The 15461-nt window shown below is 53.9% G+C and carries 16 protein-coding genes; 2 read left to right on the top strand and 14 right to left on the bottom strand.

Features of this window, described 5'->3' with window-relative positions; translation table 11 throughout:
• Window positions 1-2: 2 nt before the first annotated feature.
• The 7 genes from hscA to trmJ all read right to left on the bottom strand — a co-directional run bounded on the left by hscA (window position 3) and on the right by trmJ (window position 6018).
• Window positions 3-1853: a Fe-S protein assembly chaperone HscA gene (gene hscA, locus NHG65_RS19810; RefSeq protein WP_261427874.1), complete on the bottom strand. Its 1851-nt coding sequence runs from the start codon at window positions 1851-1853 to the stop codon at window positions 3-5.
• A 27-nt stretch (window positions 1854-1880) separates the two neighbouring features.
• On the bottom strand, window positions 1881-2402 hold the full coding sequence (hscB, locus tag NHG65_RS19815; protein WP_261427873.1) for a co-chaperone HscB: 522 nt from the start codon (window positions 2400-2402) through the stop codon (window positions 1881-1883).
• A 63-nt stretch (window positions 2403-2465) separates the two neighbouring features.
• Entirely contained in the window at window positions 2466-2789 is a 324-nt protein-coding gene (iscA, locus tag NHG65_RS19820; RefSeq protein ID WP_085118282.1) for an iron-sulfur cluster assembly protein IscA, read from the bottom strand.
• A gap of 125 nt (window positions 2790-2914) precedes the next feature.
• On the bottom strand, window positions 2915-3301 hold the full coding sequence (gene iscU, locus NHG65_RS19825) for a Fe-S cluster assembly scaffold IscU (RefSeq protein ID WP_012146333.1): 387 nt from the start codon (window positions 3299-3301) through the stop codon (window positions 2915-2917).
• Between the two features lie 24 nt (window positions 3302-3325).
• Window positions 3326-4540, bottom strand: coding sequence for an IscS subfamily cysteine desulfurase (locus NHG65_RS19830; protein WP_085118284.1), 1215 nt, complete (start codon window positions 4538-4540; stop codon window positions 3326-3328).
• A 54-nt stretch (window positions 4541-4594) separates the two neighbouring features.
• Window positions 4595-5089 (bottom strand): Fe-S cluster assembly transcriptional regulator IscR, encoded by a 495-nt coding sequence (gene iscR, locus NHG65_RS19835; protein ID WP_085118285.1) that lies wholly within the window; start codon window positions 5087-5089, stop codon window positions 4595-4597.
• A gap of 194 nt (window positions 5090-5283) precedes the next feature.
• Window positions 5284-6018, bottom strand: coding sequence for a tRNA (cytosine(32)/uridine(32)-2'-O)-methyltransferase TrmJ (trmJ, locus tag NHG65_RS19840; RefSeq protein ID WP_085118287.1), 735 nt, complete (start codon window positions 6016-6018; stop codon window positions 5284-5286).
• 119 nt (window positions 6019-6137) lie between these two features.
• Here trmJ and suhB point away from each other — a divergent pair, with 119 nt between their 5' ends.
• Entirely contained in the window at window positions 6138-6941 is an 804-nt protein-coding gene (suhB, locus tag NHG65_RS19845) for an inositol-1-monophosphatase (RefSeq protein ID WP_085118289.1), read from the top strand.
• Window positions 6942-7004: 63 nt separating this feature from the next.
• Here suhB and NHG65_RS19850 read toward each other — a convergent pair whose 3' ends face one another.
• Together NHG65_RS19850 and NHG65_RS19855 are read right to left on the bottom strand one after the other, a co-directional pair.
• On the bottom strand, window positions 7005-8027 hold the full coding sequence (locus NHG65_RS19850; protein WP_099062675.1) for a nickel/cobalt transporter: 1023 nt from the start codon (window positions 8025-8027) through the stop codon (window positions 7005-7007).
• On the bottom strand, window positions 8018-8686 hold the full coding sequence (locus NHG65_RS19855) for a DUF1007 family protein (RefSeq protein ID WP_207979584.1): 669 nt from the start codon (window positions 8684-8686) through the stop codon (window positions 8018-8020). Before NHG65_RS19855 ends, NHG65_RS19850 begins: the two co-directional genes overlap by 10 nt.
• A 144-nt stretch (window positions 8687-8830) precedes the next feature.
• Here NHG65_RS19855 and csiE point away from each other — a divergent pair, with 144 nt between their 5' ends.
• Window positions 8831-10096, top strand: a complete 1266-nt coding sequence (gene csiE, locus NHG65_RS19860; RefSeq protein WP_207979583.1) for a stationary phase inducible protein CsiE — start codon at window positions 8831-8833, stop codon at window positions 10094-10096.
• On the opposite strand, the gene NHG65_RS19865 is transcribed toward csiE, so the two are convergent.
• From NHG65_RS19865 to glyA, 5 genes are all read right to left on the bottom strand, one after another.
• Window positions 10093-11244, bottom strand: coding sequence for a 3-phenylpropionate MFS transporter (locus tag NHG65_RS19865; protein WP_207979581.1), 1152 nt, complete (start codon window positions 11242-11244; stop codon window positions 10093-10095). The genes csiE and NHG65_RS19865 overlap by 4 nt on opposite strands.
• 153 nt (window positions 11245-11397) lie before the next feature.
• Window positions 11398-11826: a cytidine deaminase gene (gene cdd, locus NHG65_RS19870; RefSeq protein ID WP_099062678.1), complete on the bottom strand. Its 429-nt coding sequence runs from the start codon at window positions 11824-11826 to the stop codon at window positions 11398-11400.
• 1 nt (window position 11827) lies between these two features.
• Window positions 11828-12571, bottom strand: coding sequence for a glutamine amidotransferase (locus NHG65_RS19875; protein WP_099062679.1), 744 nt, complete (start codon window positions 12569-12571; stop codon window positions 11828-11830).
• An 82-nt stretch (window positions 12572-12653) separates the two neighbouring features.
• Complete coding sequence (locus NHG65_RS19880) at window positions 12654-13838, bottom strand: NupC/NupG family nucleoside CNT transporter (protein ID WP_219016802.1); 1185 nt, start codon at window positions 13836-13838, stop codon at window positions 12654-12656.
• A 282-nt stretch (window positions 13839-14120) separates the two neighbouring features.
• Entirely contained in the window at window positions 14121-15374 is a 1254-nt protein-coding gene (gene glyA, locus NHG65_RS19885; protein ID WP_099062681.1) for a serine hydroxymethyltransferase, read from the bottom strand.
• Window positions 15375-15461 lie beyond the last annotated feature (87 nt).

The raw sequence follows: 15461 nt of genomic DNA on the forward strand, positions 1-15461 counted from the left end.
GATTAAACCTCATCCACAGAATGGCCAGCCAGCGCGCGGCGAATGGAAGCATCCATGCGGCGCGCGGCAAAGTCTTGCGTTTGTGCATCTAATGTTTTAATTGCGGCTTCAATGGCGGCAGGATCGGTGCCCTGCGTCGCCAGTTGCAAAGCTTCCACCGCCGCGGGGATCGCCGTACTTTCTGCTTCACTCAGCAATGCGGCATCGCTGGCCAGTGCACCCTGCAGGCTTTCCAGCACCCGTGACGCCTCAACCCGCTGTTCCGCCAGCATGCGTGCGCCAACATCGCTCTGCGCGTTGGCCATCGAGTCTTTGATCATGCCGGCGATTTCGGCGTCGGACAGACCGTACGACGGTTTAACCTGAATTGAAGCCTCTACGCCGGTGGATTTCTCCATCGCGGTGACACTCAACAGGCCATCGGCATCCACCTGGAAGGTAACGCGAATATGTGCGCCGCCGGCTGGCAGTGGCGGTAAGCCACGCAGCGAGAAGCGTGCCAGCGAACGGCAATCCTGCACCAGCTCACGTTCACCCTGCAGCACGTGGATCATCATCGCACTTTGGCCGTCTTTAAACGTAGTGAACTCCTGCGCACGCGCCACCGGAATGGTGGTGTTGCGCGGGATCACTTTCTCTACCAGACCGCCCATGGTTTCCAGACCAAGCGACAGTGGGATCACGTCCAGCAATAGCATGTCGCTGTCCGGCTTGTTGCCCACCAAAATGTCAGCCTGGATCGCAGCACCGATAGCAACCACTTTGTCCGGATCGATCGAGGTCAACGGCGTGCGGCCGAAGAACGTACCGACCTGCTCACGCACCAAGGGCACGCGGGTGGAGCCGCCAACCATGACCACTTCCAGCACTTCTTCGGCACTCACCCCTGCATCTTTCAGCGCACGGCGGCAAGACATCAGAGTACGTTTCACCAGAGTCGCGATCAGCGCATCAAACTGTGCGCGGGTCACTTCGCCCTGCCAGCCGGCTATCTCAACGACAGTGCTGTCGGCATCGCTCAGCGCAATTTTGGCCGCGATGGCCGCATCCAGCAGTTGGCGCTGTACGCCGTGATCGCTACGGTCAGCCACACCGGCCTGCTCACGCAACCAGTCGGCCAGCAGATGGTCAAAGTCGTCGCCCCCCAGCGCGGAATCCCCGCCGGTGGCCAACACTTCAAACACCCCACGGCTCAGCCGCAGAATGGAAATATCAAAGGTACCGCCGCCCAGATCGTACACCGCGATAATGCCTTCCTGCCCGGAATCCAGACCATAGGCAATCGCCGCCGCTGTCGGTTCGTTCAGCAGGCGTAGCACGTGCAGCCCGGCCAGACGCGCGGCGTCTTTGGTGCCCTGGCGTTGTGCATCATCAAAATAGGCCGGAACGGTGATCACCACACCGTCGAGTTCCCCTTCCAGCGCCGTTTTCGCCCGCTCGGCCAGTGCCCTGAGGATATCGGCGGAAACCCCTACCGGGTTAACCGCACCGGCAGCAGTGACTATCATCGGCAAGCCATTGTCACTGGCCTGGAACTGATACGGCAGGTTCGGGTAACGTTGTTGCACGTCGGCCAATGAACGGCCCATCATGCGTTTGATTGAGCTGATGGTATTGGCGGGATCCTGCGCTGCCTGCTGGCGCGCATCCCAACCGACACGCAAGGTGTCAGCCTGATAGTGCACCACCGAGGGCAGTAAATCGCGCCCCTGGGCATCGGCCAGCGTTTCCGCCTGCCCGCTGCGCACCGTGGCGACCAGAGAGTTGGTGGTGCCTAAATCAATACCGGCAGCCAGACGGCGCTGGTGCGGCGCAGCGCTGAGGCCGGGCTCACTAATTTGTAATAAGGCCATATTGAAGCTTCCACAATCAAAAATGTGTTACTCAAAACCCAGCAGTTTTTCTTCGAGTTGTTCAACCTGTTGCTGGAGTTTGTCCAAAAAGCGCAGCTTACGCACGGTGTCGGCGGCATCAACCCACTGTTGACTATCCAGCTGTTGCACCATCAGCGCGCTGCGCTGTTTGACCGTCTCGTTCACCCGCACGCCAAAGCTGGCCAGCAGAGTTTCTGCATCCGCTTTGCGTTCTATGGCGTCGAGCTCTTCGCGCAGTTCCAGCTGTTCCATCAGGAACGCAGTATCACGCAGGGTATGCTGCTCGTTGCCCAAATCAAAGCCGTGCAAAGATAGCATATACTCTGCGCGTTTTAATGGGTGCTTCAGCGTTTGGTAGGCGTCATTGATAGTCGCAGCCTGTTGCAACGCCATCAGGCGTTCGCGTTCTGGCTGACTGGCAAAACGATCGGGATGGAATTGGCGCTGCAGATCCTGATAGCGAGATGCAAGCAGGCTGCCGTCCACGGGATAGCGAACTGGCAGCCCGAATAAAGTAAAGTAATCCATAGCGTGCTCTGGGCGTTATCGAATGAAGTTCCCCCGCGGCTGGCGGGGGAGCACGATGGACTGTCAGACGTTGAAACTTTCGCCGCAGCCGCACTCGCTTGAGACATTGGGGTTGTTGAACTTGAAGCCTTCGTTCAGGCCTTCCTTAACGAAATCAAGCTCGGTGCCGTCAAGGTAGACCAGGCTCTTGCCGTCAATGATCACCTTAACGCCTTTGTTTTCAAAAACGATGTCGTCATCGTTCATATCGTCAACAAATTCCAGCACGTACGCCATCCCGGAGCAGCCAGAGGTTCTCACCCCCAGACGCAGGCCAAGGCCTTTGCCGCGGTTATCCATAAATGCCTGAACACGCTGCGCAGCGCTGTCGCTCATGGTAATTGACATCACAACCTCATACTCAATATCCCCAACCTATAGCAAAACCGGTATTGGGGTGCTAACCGGTGTAGGGGGCGAATATATTCGCCCCGACCAACGCGGGCGCGGCATGCAGCGCCCCTACACAATAATTACTTGGCGCTATGTTTGCTCTTGTAGTCGGCAATCGCTGCTTTAATGGCGTCTTCGGCCAGAATAGAGCAGTGAATTTTTACCGGCGGTAATTCCAGTTCTTCAGCGATCTGGGTGTTTTTGATCGCTTCTGCCTGATCAAGAGACTTGCCTTTCATCCATTCTGTCACCAGCGAGCTGGAGGCGATGGCGGAACCGCAGCCGTAAGTCTTGAAACGGGCGTCTTCAATGATACCTTCATTGTTGACTTTGATCTGCAGCTTCATCACGTCGCCACAGGCCGGTGCACCCACCATGCCGCTGCCAACACTCGGATCTTCGTTGTCGAAAGAACCCACGTTACGCGGGTTTTCATAGTGATCGATTACTTTTTCGCTGTAAGCCATGACCTTGCTCCTGAATCCTGAGAATTAATGATGTGCCCATTCGATGCTGTTGATATCCACGCCCTGTTTGAACATGTCCCACAGTGGAGACAGGTCACGCAGACGGCCGATGGATTTACGCACCAGTTGAATGGTGTAATCGATCTCTTCTTCTGTGGTGAAACGCCCCAGAGAGAAACGGATCGAGCTATGCGCCAATTCATCAGTCATGCCCAACGCGCGCAGCACGTAAGATGGCTCAAGGCTGGCGGAGGTACAGGCTGAACCCGAGGATACGGCCAGGTCTTTCAGCGCCATGATCAACGATTCACCTTCAACATAGTTGAAGCTGACGTTCAGAATGTTAGGAACACCGTGCTCCAGATCGCCGTTCAGATACACTTCTTCCATATCTTTCACGCCGTTCCACAGACGATCACGCAGCGTGCGCAAGCGTGCCATTTCCGTCGCCATTTCTTCTTTGGCAATACGGTAGGCTTCGCCCATACCGGCGATCTGATGGACTGGCAGAGTACCGGAACGCATACCGCGCTCATGGCCACCACCGTGGATCTGGGCTTCGATACGGATACGTGGCTTACGACGCACGTACAGTGCACCAATGCCTTTCGGGCCATAAATTTTGTGGCCGGAGAACGACATCAGATCGACTTTCAGCTTGCTCAGGTCGATAGGCAGTTTGCCCACGCTCTGGGTCGCATCAACGTGATAAATGATACCGCGCGCACGACACATTTCGCCGATAGCTTCGATATCCTGCACCACGCCAATTTCGTTGTTCACGTGCATGATCGAAACCAGAATGGTGTCTTCACGCATCGCGGCTTCGAGGGCCTGCAGACTGATAATACCGTTGCTCTGCGGTGCCAGATAGGTCACTTCAAAGCCTTCACGCTCTAGCTGACGACAGGTGTCCAGCACGGCTTTGTGTTCGGTTTTGCTGGTGATGATGTGCTTGCCTTTCTTTTGATAGAAATTGGCAGCACCTTTGATCGCCAGGTTGTCGGATTCGGTGGCTCCGGAAGTGAACACGATTTCGCGCGGGTCAGCGCCAACCAGTTCAGCAATTTGGTTACGGGCGATATCTACCGCTTCTTCCGCCTGCCACCCGAAACGGTGGGAACGGGAAGCCGGGTTACCAAAGGTCCCGTCCAGAGTCAAAAACTGCATCATTTTCTCAGCAACGCGCGGGTCAACCGGCGTCGTTGCTGAGTAATCCAAATAAATCGGTAATTTCATTGCTCTTGTGCTCCGTACATCACTTCCAAAAACTAAAAAAATATCGCCAGCTGCTTATGCGCGCAGATTAACGTTGATAGTTTCTTGCTGACGACCGTTGGCCGTGCGACGGGTATCGTTGTTCTGACGGTCCGCCACCACCAGCACGTCCTGGTTGTTTACCAGTTCAGCCAGCGTAATGTTGTTCAGGAACCCGCTGATGCGCTCGCTCAGATCGCGCCACAGGGTATGAGTCAGACAGCGATCGCCACCCTGACAGCCTTCTTTACCCTGACAACGGGTTGCATCTACCGACTCATCGACAGCCGTGATAACTGCACCTACGGCAATCTCACTTGCGTCTTTACCCAGCAGATAACCACCGCCCGGCCCACGTACGCTGGCCACCAGGCCATTCTTACGCAGACGGGAGAATAATTGTTCCAGATAAGAGAGCGAAATACCCTGGCGTTCAGAAATATCCGCCAGAGGTACGGGCCCTTCCTGGGAGTGCAATGCCACGTCAAGCATAGCGGTTACGGCATAACGGCCTTTGGATGTCAGTCTCATAGCTAAGTGGTTACCTGTTGGTCAAACATGGCCGAAAGTCTGACATTCCTGAGTAAATCAGTCAACTATTTAACCTAGTAATTTACTCAAGTATTAGCACGTTTTGGACTAAGCCAGATAATATGCATATAAAATACACATTATAACCATTAGATAACTAATACTATTACCGCCAGCCGTCATTTCACATCAAATTAATTACCTTGATGTTTATCCTGTTTCTCGATCGACGTCAGCATACCGCGCAGGATATTCAGCTCTTGAGCTTCCGGCCGCGCGCGGGTGAACAAACGGCGTAAACGGCTCATCACCTGCCCCGGATGGGACGGACGAATGAAGCCACTATGCTGCAGCGTTTGTTCCAGATGTTGATAGAAACGTTCGAGGTCGTCCACCAACGGATAAGGGGTTTCTTCCAGCTGCGGCGCGCCCACCTGTTGGCGATCGAGGTAAGCCACACGCACTTCATACGCCAGGATCTGCACGGCCATCGCCAGATTCAGCGAGCTGTAATCCGGGTTGGCGGGAATGGCGACATGATAATGGCACTTTTGCAGCTCATCATTGGTCAGGCCGACACGTTCACGGCCGAACACCAGCGCGACCGGTGCATGTTCACCTTCGTGCACGGCGCGTATGCCGCATTCACGCGGTTCCAGCATTGGCCACGGCAAGGTGCGTGAACGCGCACTGGTGCCCACGACCAGACTGCAGCCGGCAATGGCGTCATCCAGAGTGTCAACAATGGTGGCGTTGCCGATCACGTCGCTGGCGCCTGCGGCCAGGGCAATCGCCTGAGAATCAGGTTTTATCAGCGGATTAACCAAATAAAGGTTGGTTAATCCCATGGTTTTCATGGCTCTGGCGGTCGAGCCCATGTTACCGGTATGAGAGGTTTCTACCAGAACAATGCGGATGTTATGCAGCATACAAACTCTGAGCGTAGCGGAAAATCACAGCAGCTTAACACAGCCGTAGGCATTTTGCCGAACACCTGCTATACTTCGCGCCGTTTCCTGTTCTTTAACATCCTAGTTGGAAGATACCCATGCATCCGATGCTGACGATCGCCGTGCGCGCTGCGCGCAAGGCCGGTAACCTGATTGCCAAAAACTACGAAACCCCGGACGCTGTAGAAGCGAGCCAAAAAGGGACCAATGACTTTGTCACTAACGTCGATCGCGATGCAGAGCATCTGATCATCGACGTCATTCGCAAGTCCTATCCGCAACATTCTATTGTTACCGAAGAACGCGGCGAATTGGTCGGCGAAGATAAAGATGTACAATGGGTGATCGATCCACTGGATGGCACATCAAACTTCATCAAACGTTTCCCACACTTCTCAGTTTCCATCGCCGTACGCATCAAAGGCCGTACTGAAGTGGCTGTGGTTTACGATCCAATGCGTAACGAACTGTTCACCGCGGCTCGCGGCCAGGGCGCACAGCTCAACGGTTACCGTCTGCGCGGCACCAATGCCAAAGACCTGGATGGCACCATCCTGGCAACCGGCTTCCCGTTCAAGGTGAAGCAGCACGCAACCCCTTACATCAACATCGTTGGCAAACTGTTCACTCAGTGTGCCGACTTCCGTCGCACCGGTTCTGCCGCGCTGGATCTGGCCTATGTGGCCGCCGGCCGCGTTGACGGTTTCTTCGAAATTGGCCTGAAGCCATGGGATTTCGCCGCGGGTGAACTGCTGGTGCGCGAATCTGGCGGCCTGGTGACCGACTTTGTTGGCGGCCACAACCACTTCAGCTCCGGCAACGTGGTAGCCGGTAACCCGCGCGTCGTGAAAGCCATGCTTTCCACCATGCGGGAAGAACTGAGCGAAGCGCTGAAGCGTTAATATCGCGAAGTGAATGAATAAAGAAAAAGCGCTGCAATATTTGCAGCGCTTTTTTTATGCCGGTCAGCGGGAGAAAGGCCGGATGCCACCGATGAATTCCGACTGGGCAGTGACATACAGCAACACCCCGGCGAACAACAGTATCAGGCCACCGGCCAGCGCCAGCGAACCCCAGGCGACTGCGCTCCAGGCCGCAGGCGCGCGTGAACGGCTAAGACGCACCGCCAACCGACGGCTGTAATGTACCAGCAACGCCAGCAATGAAATGGTCAGCGAGGTGCCCAGCGCCATGGCCAACGCCGAAAAAACGCCCCAGATAAACACGCCAATCACCTTGGAAAACAGCAATACCAGTATTGCGCCTGAACACGGCCGCATCCCCATCGCCAGCACGATGGCAGTCTGCGTACGCCAGTCGCTTCCCGCCTGCAGTTCGCTGTCGCTCGGCATATGGCGGTGACCACAGCCGCAATGGTCGCTATGAACATGATCCGCCGGTAGCGGTTGCAGACTGTTGATACGCAGAGCCGGAGAGGGACGCATGGCTTTCACCGCGTGATACAAACGCTTCAGCGCTCGCCAGCTCAGCAACACCCCAAGCAGCATCACCAGAATAAAACTGCCCTTCTCCATCCAGAAACTGCTCTGATGCAGCTGCCGGGACGACAATTGCAGTACCACCAGCATCAGCGTCACCAGGACGATCGCCACCAAGCCCTGAACCAGTGAAGCGGCAAAGGTCAGTTTCAGGCTGCTTTTCAGCCGCGCCGGATGAGTGGCCAGATAAGTGGCGATCACTACCTTGCCGTGGCCTGGGCCGAGCGCATGCAACACGCCATAGCTCAGGCTGAACAGCATCAACGCCAACCCGGCTTGCTGTGGCGCCGCTTTTACCTGCTGCAACAAACCAGCCAACTGCTGGTGCAGGCCTTTCTGCCACACCACGCTTTGCATCAACAGCTGCGGCCAATAGTGCCACACCAACTGGGCGCCCAGCGCCAGCAACAGCGCAAACAGCAACAACGGCCACAGGCTGAAAGCCCAGTGTCGCTTACGCGGGGTGTGTTGAGTGAGGTTTATTGACATTGCAGGCTGACCCGCTGGGCAAACTGTTGTCCCAGCGCCATATCTTCGCCGGGTGAATCATTCTTATCGAGGGATAACGCATAGGCCTGCAGGGAGCTGTCTGGTTTTGGCGTCATCAGTTTGAACTTGCACTGCGCCGTCATCTCCGGCGGCAAATGCAGTGCCGTTTTATCTTTATAAGTCATATCGACAAAATAGGTGGGATCGTAAGTGGAGATCTCAAACGGCTTGCCCGCCAGCGGCTGCGGCTCGGCCAGCGGCAGGACAAACTCCAGCACCGCCTGGTGCCCCTGACGCGAAAGGTGATATTCCGTTGGCAGATTCAGGTATTTCACCGGCTTGCCGTCGCGATAGACATCGGTGAAATAGTGTTGCCCCAGGACATTGGCCATCACCTGTGCCGCCAGCTTTTTCCACACTTCCGAGTCGTTTTTGGCATTTTCCGCATCGTACAGCAGATCCGCCGAGGTGATTTCATCCATAACCCAAACCATTTTCAAGCCAACCAGCTGTTGATCCTTAGCCACAAAGGTGGTGTTCATATCAATAAAGCTGTGCGGGTGAGCGACAGCGCCGGTGCAGAATAGCGTTAGAAACCCGGCAAAAATAAAACGTAACTTCATCATCAAACGATACTCATTATTGTTATAAAGTAACATCAACCGTTCTTCAACCAGCGCCATTCCGCCCAATAATTGTGACGAAAGTTGTAAGCCGAAGTAAAACCGGGTGCCGTTGCCACGCCGCGCAGCGCCATTTGCTATGCTTATTCATAATTTAAACGTGACCTGCCTGAAGGTGATATGAGCCTGGACACTGGCCCCGTGCCTGAGCTCTCCGGTCAACAACGACGCTGCCATCTGTTATTGATGCTGTATGCGCCGGTGCCCGCAGTACAACTGGAGACTATCAGCCAAATTAATGGCGTCGCCCCCCCCATCACCCGGCAAGATATAGCCGAGGTTGCCAGTGAAATCCAGCGTTTCCACCATCTGGAGATCGACGGCAACCCCGACGAAGGTTACCGGATCAGGGGCAGCGCGCTCAACCAACGCCTCTGCCTGCTCCACTGGTTGCGACGAGCCCTGCGCTGCAGCCCGGAATTTATCGATCACCATTTTTCCCACTGGCTACAGCAGGCTTTGGGGCTGAGCACCGATCTGACCCCGCAGTTGGAGCAGTGTATCAGCGAGTGTGAAACGCTGATCGACCGCAGCTTTGATCGGCGCGATCGTCAGTTCCTGCAGCACTACCTGCGCTATTGCGCATGGGAAACCCAACGTCAGCGGCACCCGACATTCAGCCCCGCCCAGCGTGACTGGCTGCATCAGAAACCGGAGCATCAGGCCGCCGGCTGGCTGCATCAAGCGTTGAATCAACTTTTTGTCCTGCCCCCCGAGGCCAGCGAAAGCGACTTCCTGGTGTTAATGTTCACCATGCTGAAAAACCACAGCTACCACAGCAACGACTCAGCGGAAGATCTGCGATTGATGGCGGCGATTGAAAATATGGTTGAGCGCTTCCAACAGATTTCCGGCATGACCTTCAGCAGTAAAGAGGACTTGATCAGTCAACTGTTTGCCCACCTGGCACCGGCGGTAGAACGCTGTCGCTTTGAGATCGGCATCGATAACTCGCTGCTGGAAGAAGTGCAGCGCAAATATCCACGCCTGATGCGTACCGCTCAGGAAGCACTGGCACCGCTCGAACAGGAGTACAGCATTCATTTCTCCAGCGAGGAAGCCGGGCTGGTCGCCATCAGTTTCGGTGCCTGGTTGATGCAGGGCAATGCGTTGCAGGAAAAGCAGGTGTTATTGCTGACGCTGGACAACCCGCAATTGGAAGAGGAAGTGGAATATCAGATCCGCGAATTAACGCTACTGCCGTTGAACATCAAATACTTGCCGCTGCACGACTATCTGCACTCCGGTGCTCCGCAGGGGGTCACATTGGTGATCACCCCTTATGCCACGGAGCACGCTGAACCGCAGCCACCGCTGATTCATACCGAATTACCGTTAGAGCGCCAGCAGCGCAAAGCCATCCGTGCGCTGCTGGAAACCTCTTAACGACTACCGCTGACCGTAACCGCCGGCGGGCGGATAAACAGCGCCGGCACCACCACGGCCGCCATCACCCAGAACACCCCACCCTGCAGATGCTCAAACAGGAAGCCGGCGATCACCGTCATAATCGCAATGCCACCGCCCATCGCCAGCGCCGAGTAGACCGCCTGCAGTCGGATCACTTCCGGCCCCTTGCGCGCGGCGATAAAGCGCATCGCAGCCAGATGGCAAACGGTAAAGGTGCCACAGTGCAGAATTTGGATCACCAGCAACCACCCCAGTTCGGTACTACTGGCCATCAGGCCCCAGCGCAGGATCCCGCAGCAGGCGGAGAGCAGCAGCAGATTGCGTGCATTCCAGCGACGGAACAGGAAATTGCTGCTGGCGAAAATAATCACTTCCGCCACCACACCCAGCGACCACAAGTAGCCAATGGTCGAAGCCGAATAGCCCGCTTCCTGCCAGTAGATAGAGCCGAAACTGTAATAACCGGCATGTGCGCCCTGCAACAGGGTTACGCACAACAGGAAGCGCCAGACAGGCCCTTCCTTAAGCATCTCCCACAGTGAACGGTCGGCTTCGCTATGGGTCCGCGCCTCGCCCTGTGGCATCACGCTTGGTTTCAGCATCATGCCCAACAGCATCGCCAGTATGCTGATGATCAGGCTGTAGAGGATGGCGTTATGGCCCCAGACGGAAACCATTTGCCCGGTCAGCGCCGAGCCAATCACAAACGCCAGCGAGCCCCATAGCCTGACCCGGCCGTAATCCAGGGTAATTTGTTTTTGCCAGGTGCCGGCCAGCGCATCGGTCAGCGGTACCAGCGGCGAAAAGAACAGGTTGAAGCCGGCAATCACCAACATCAGCCAGCCCCAGCCGTTGCCGAAACAGAACCCAATGGCAAAAGCCAGCGTCAGTAACGCTAGCAGGCGTAATGCCGTCACCAGATGAGAGGGATCTTTTACCCGAGGGGCAATCAACAAACTACCGAGAAAGCGGGCAACCAGACCGGCGCCGAGCAGAATACCGATGGTTTCAGGCGGTATGCCTTCACCCTTTAACCAAACGCCCCAAAAAGGTAAGAAGATGCCGTAAGAAAAGAAATAGGTGAAATAACTGAGAGCTAGCCAACGCGTAGATTGCAGAACCATGATCCCTCCGGTGTGAGGGCGATACTTTGACAGAGGTCACATTGGCTAGCAATGTTCATTCACCTTCAAAGGGATAGAGTGCAATGCAGTTCACAGTTTATGCCCGGAATCAGGGCGCAACTTGCAGCGCCCCTATGACGGAGGGTCGGCGATTTACCCTAATAAATGGTCCGGACCGAACCCAAAGGGGAAAAGCTCCGAGATGTCGTGTACGTAGTATTCATCCAGGCTGTTGGCAATAATAACCCTGGTGTCCTTGCCAAACTCATAGATCATTTGACGACACACACCGCATGGCCCGGAATAGCCTTTAGCCTTGCTTTCACCCTCTCTGGGACCACCGATCACCACAATCATTTCAAAACTGCGCTCGCCTTCAGAAACGGCTTTTAAAATAGCAACGCGTTCTGCGCAGGTGGTGGGCGAATAGGAAACAGATTCGACATTACAGCCGCTGTACACCTTACCGCTCTTGGTCATCAATGCCGCACCCACGGTAAAATTAGAATAAGGGGCATAGGAAAACTCCCTGGCTCGGGAGGCCGCAGCAATCATTTCTTGTATCTTGGCTTTGTCATCCATTTCAATTTCTCCTTTTGATTGAATTCATTAAATTGCACCAGAAGGCGGTATAGTTTTCCCACTGCATAAATTGCGGTCCGCCCCAATGTGGCGAACAATCACTGGCAAAACAGGCAACATGCCCCTTCTGATACTTGCCAACCACCAGCAAGGGGTCACCGTTAATCTCGGCTAATGTTTCGCTGCCAGGTTTGGCAATAAATTTGTTATATCCCAGCAAAATCGGCCATTCATTTAAATCACGGGTGATCTCATGACTGTGGCTCAGCGTGAACGGTTTACAGCCTTGCGGTAATTCAATACGGTCGTCATGGTCTAACATTTCAACCGGCAACACTTCGGCAAGGAGGGTGTTTTTATAATTTGCCTTTGCCTCTATGCCGGTAAAGGAAAGATAACCGCCTATCATTAATGCTCCGCCCCCCATGGCGACATAGTCTTTTATCAATGACAGGGCATTGGCCATCACCTCCATTTTATAAAAGGTTTTATTTTGCAATAAGAAGGTATTGCTGCCGATATCGCTAATCACGACAGCATCATAAATTAGCAGTTCGTCCAACGTTTGCGGAAAGGCGGTTTGCACGGTATGCGCCGGCATATAATCGATAGTCATCCCTGCGCCGCGTAAACAGGACAACAGATACTCCGCGCCCTCTTCATATTTACTCGATGTAAAACTGTCAAAGCCTTTAGAGTGGATCATGTGAATATGCCATGACTCACCAATAAACAAAACCCTCATGGTAATACCTCATTATGTCTGTCGATTTTAAACTCTGTCGGAAAGAAATAACTTCTGGCCTGGAAAGAGGCTAGCCGGCGTTTTAAATAACTAATCCGGCTACCGCTGCCGATAAAAAACTCACCAGCGTTGAGCCATACAGCAGTTTCAGACTGAAACGGGAAACCACATTCCCCTGTTGCTCATTCAGTGCTTTAATCGCCCCCGCCACAATGCCCACCGAGGTGAAGTTGGCAAAGGAGATCAGGAACACCGACAAGATCCCTTCAGCGCGTGGCGACAACGCAGCTTTGATTTGTTGCAAGTCAGTCATGGCGACAAACTCGTTGGCCACAATTTTGGTCGCCATGATGCTGCCAACCTGCTGCGCCTCATGAGCCGGCACGCCAAGCACCCAGGCAAAAGGATAAAGCAGATAGCCCAGTAATCCTTGGAAGCTGATGCCAAACAGGCTGCTAAACAACGCATTGATGGCAGCGATCAGGGCAATAAACCCCAATAGCATCGCTGCAATGATTACTGCTACCTTAAAGCCGGCGAGAATATATTCGCCCAGCATTTCAAAGAGGCTTTGTCCGCGATGCAGATCCTGCATCTGAACTTCTTCTTCCAAATCGACGCGATAGGGATTAATCAGTGACAGCACAATAAACGTGCTAAACATATTCAGAATCAATGACACCACGACATATCGGGCATCAACCATATTGATATAGGCGCCGACCATAAACACCGAGACGGTTGACATTGCAGTAGCCGCCATGGTGTAGATACGGTTTTCAGACATCTTGCCCAGCACATCTTTATAGACGATAAAGTTCTCCGACTGCCCAAGCAATAATGCACTGACGGCATTAAAAGATTCCAGTTTGCCCATACCGTTGACTTTGGACAATACCGTCCCCACCACCCTAATAATAATCGGCAATAGATTGATATGCTGAATAATACCGATCAATGCAGAAATAAAAATAATCGGGCATAACACATTAAGGAAGAAGAATGCCAACCCTTGCGCTCGCATTCCACCAAATAAGAAATCGGTGCCTTCGCCGGCAAACAGCATCAACCCATTGAACACCGTAGAAACCTGTGCGGTAAAGCCGGTGCCAATATCAGAACGGAGAAATAGCCAGGCGAGTAATACCTCTATCACCAGCAGCTGGATAATATAACGAACCTTAATTAACTTTCGGTTATGGCTTACCAGCAATGCCATTACCGTTACTAACAGACAAGAGAGAGCAAAATGAATAACCTGCGTCATACGACACTCCATAGTATAATAATCGTCATTTATTAAGGTATACCATGAGAGTAAATAACAATCATATAGACGCACATCACATAACACGCCCTCAACACAATGCAATTAATTAAAAGGCGATAAATATCACAGCCTGTTGTTATTAAATATATTAATAACTAATATTAATGACGGAAACATATATACGACGTTGGATCTACCACCGTCGACAGCAGGTAAAAAAAAACCGGTCACCTAAGTGACCGGCATGACGCCTGAGCGTTTTTTAGCGAGAAAGCGGAATTATGCGTAAACCGGCAGGCGGGCGCAGATATCCAGTACTTTCTTCTTGGTGCGTTCGATGGTGGCTTCATCATTGATGTTGTCCAACACATCACAGATCCAGCCGGCCAGTTCACGCACATCAGCTTCTTTAAAGCCGCGGCGAGTCACAGCCGGAGTACCGATACGCACACCGGAGGTGACGAACGGGCTCTTGGGATCGTTTGGCACGCTGTTTTTGTTCACTGTGATGTTGGCACGGCCCAGGGCTGCGTCAGCTTCTTTACCGGTCAGGTTCTTGTCAACCAGGTCCAGCAGGAACAGGTGGTTATGGGTACCACCGGAAACCACTTTGTAGCCGCGTTGCAGAACCACTTCCACCATCGCTTTGGCGTTATCGGCCACTTGCTGCTGGTAAATCTTGAACTCAGGCTCCATCGCTTCTTTCAGCGCCACCGCTTTACCGGCGATCACGTGCATCAGCGGGCCGCCCTGACCACCAGGGAACACGGCGGAGTTCAGCTTCTTATACAGGTCTTCATCACCGCCTTTCGCCAAGATCAGGCCGCCGCGCGGACCCGCCAGGGTTTTGTGGGTGGTGGTGGTCACGATGTGCGCGTGAGGGACCGGGTTCGGATAAACGCCGGCGGCAATCAGGCCCGCAACGTGCGCCATGTCAACGAACAGGTAGGCGCCGATGCTGTCGGCGATTTCACGCATTTTTGCCCAATCAACGATACCGGAGAAGGCAGAGAAGCCGCCGATGATCATTTTTGGTTTATGAGTCTGTGCCTGTTTAGCCAGATCTTCGTAGTCGATTTGACCTTTTTCGTCGATGCCGTAAGGCACCACGTTATACAGTTTGCCGGACAGGTTAACCGGAGAACCGTGGGTCAGGTGGCCACCGTGCGCCAGGTTCATCCCCAGAATGGTATCGCCCGGCTGCAGCAGCGCGGTATAAACGGCGAAGTTCGCCTGGGAACCGGAGTGTGGCTGAACGTTGGCGTAATCAGCACCGAACAGCTCTTTGGCACGGTCGATAGCCAGTTGCTCAACGATATCCACATATTCGCAGCCGCCGTAATAACGCTTGCCCGGATAACCTTCAGCGTATTTGTTGGTCAACTGGGAACCCTGAGCCTGCATTACGCGCGGGCTGGTGTAGTTCTCAGATGCAATCAGCTCAATGTGCTCTTCCTGACGCACCACTTCTTGCTCCATTGCACGCCACAGTTCGGCATCGTAATCAGCAATGTTCATTTCACGCTTTAACATCCGGCTTCTCCTGACTTAAATCGGCTAACTAAAAAATCACCAAATAACTACCCGGTTGGGTTCTGGCCCACAGTGTAAACTGTTTCG

The organism is Serratia myotis, from assembly GCF_027474885.1.
Classification (GTDB): Bacteria; Pseudomonadota; Gammaproteobacteria; order Enterobacterales; family Enterobacteriaceae; genus Serratia; species Serratia proteamaculans.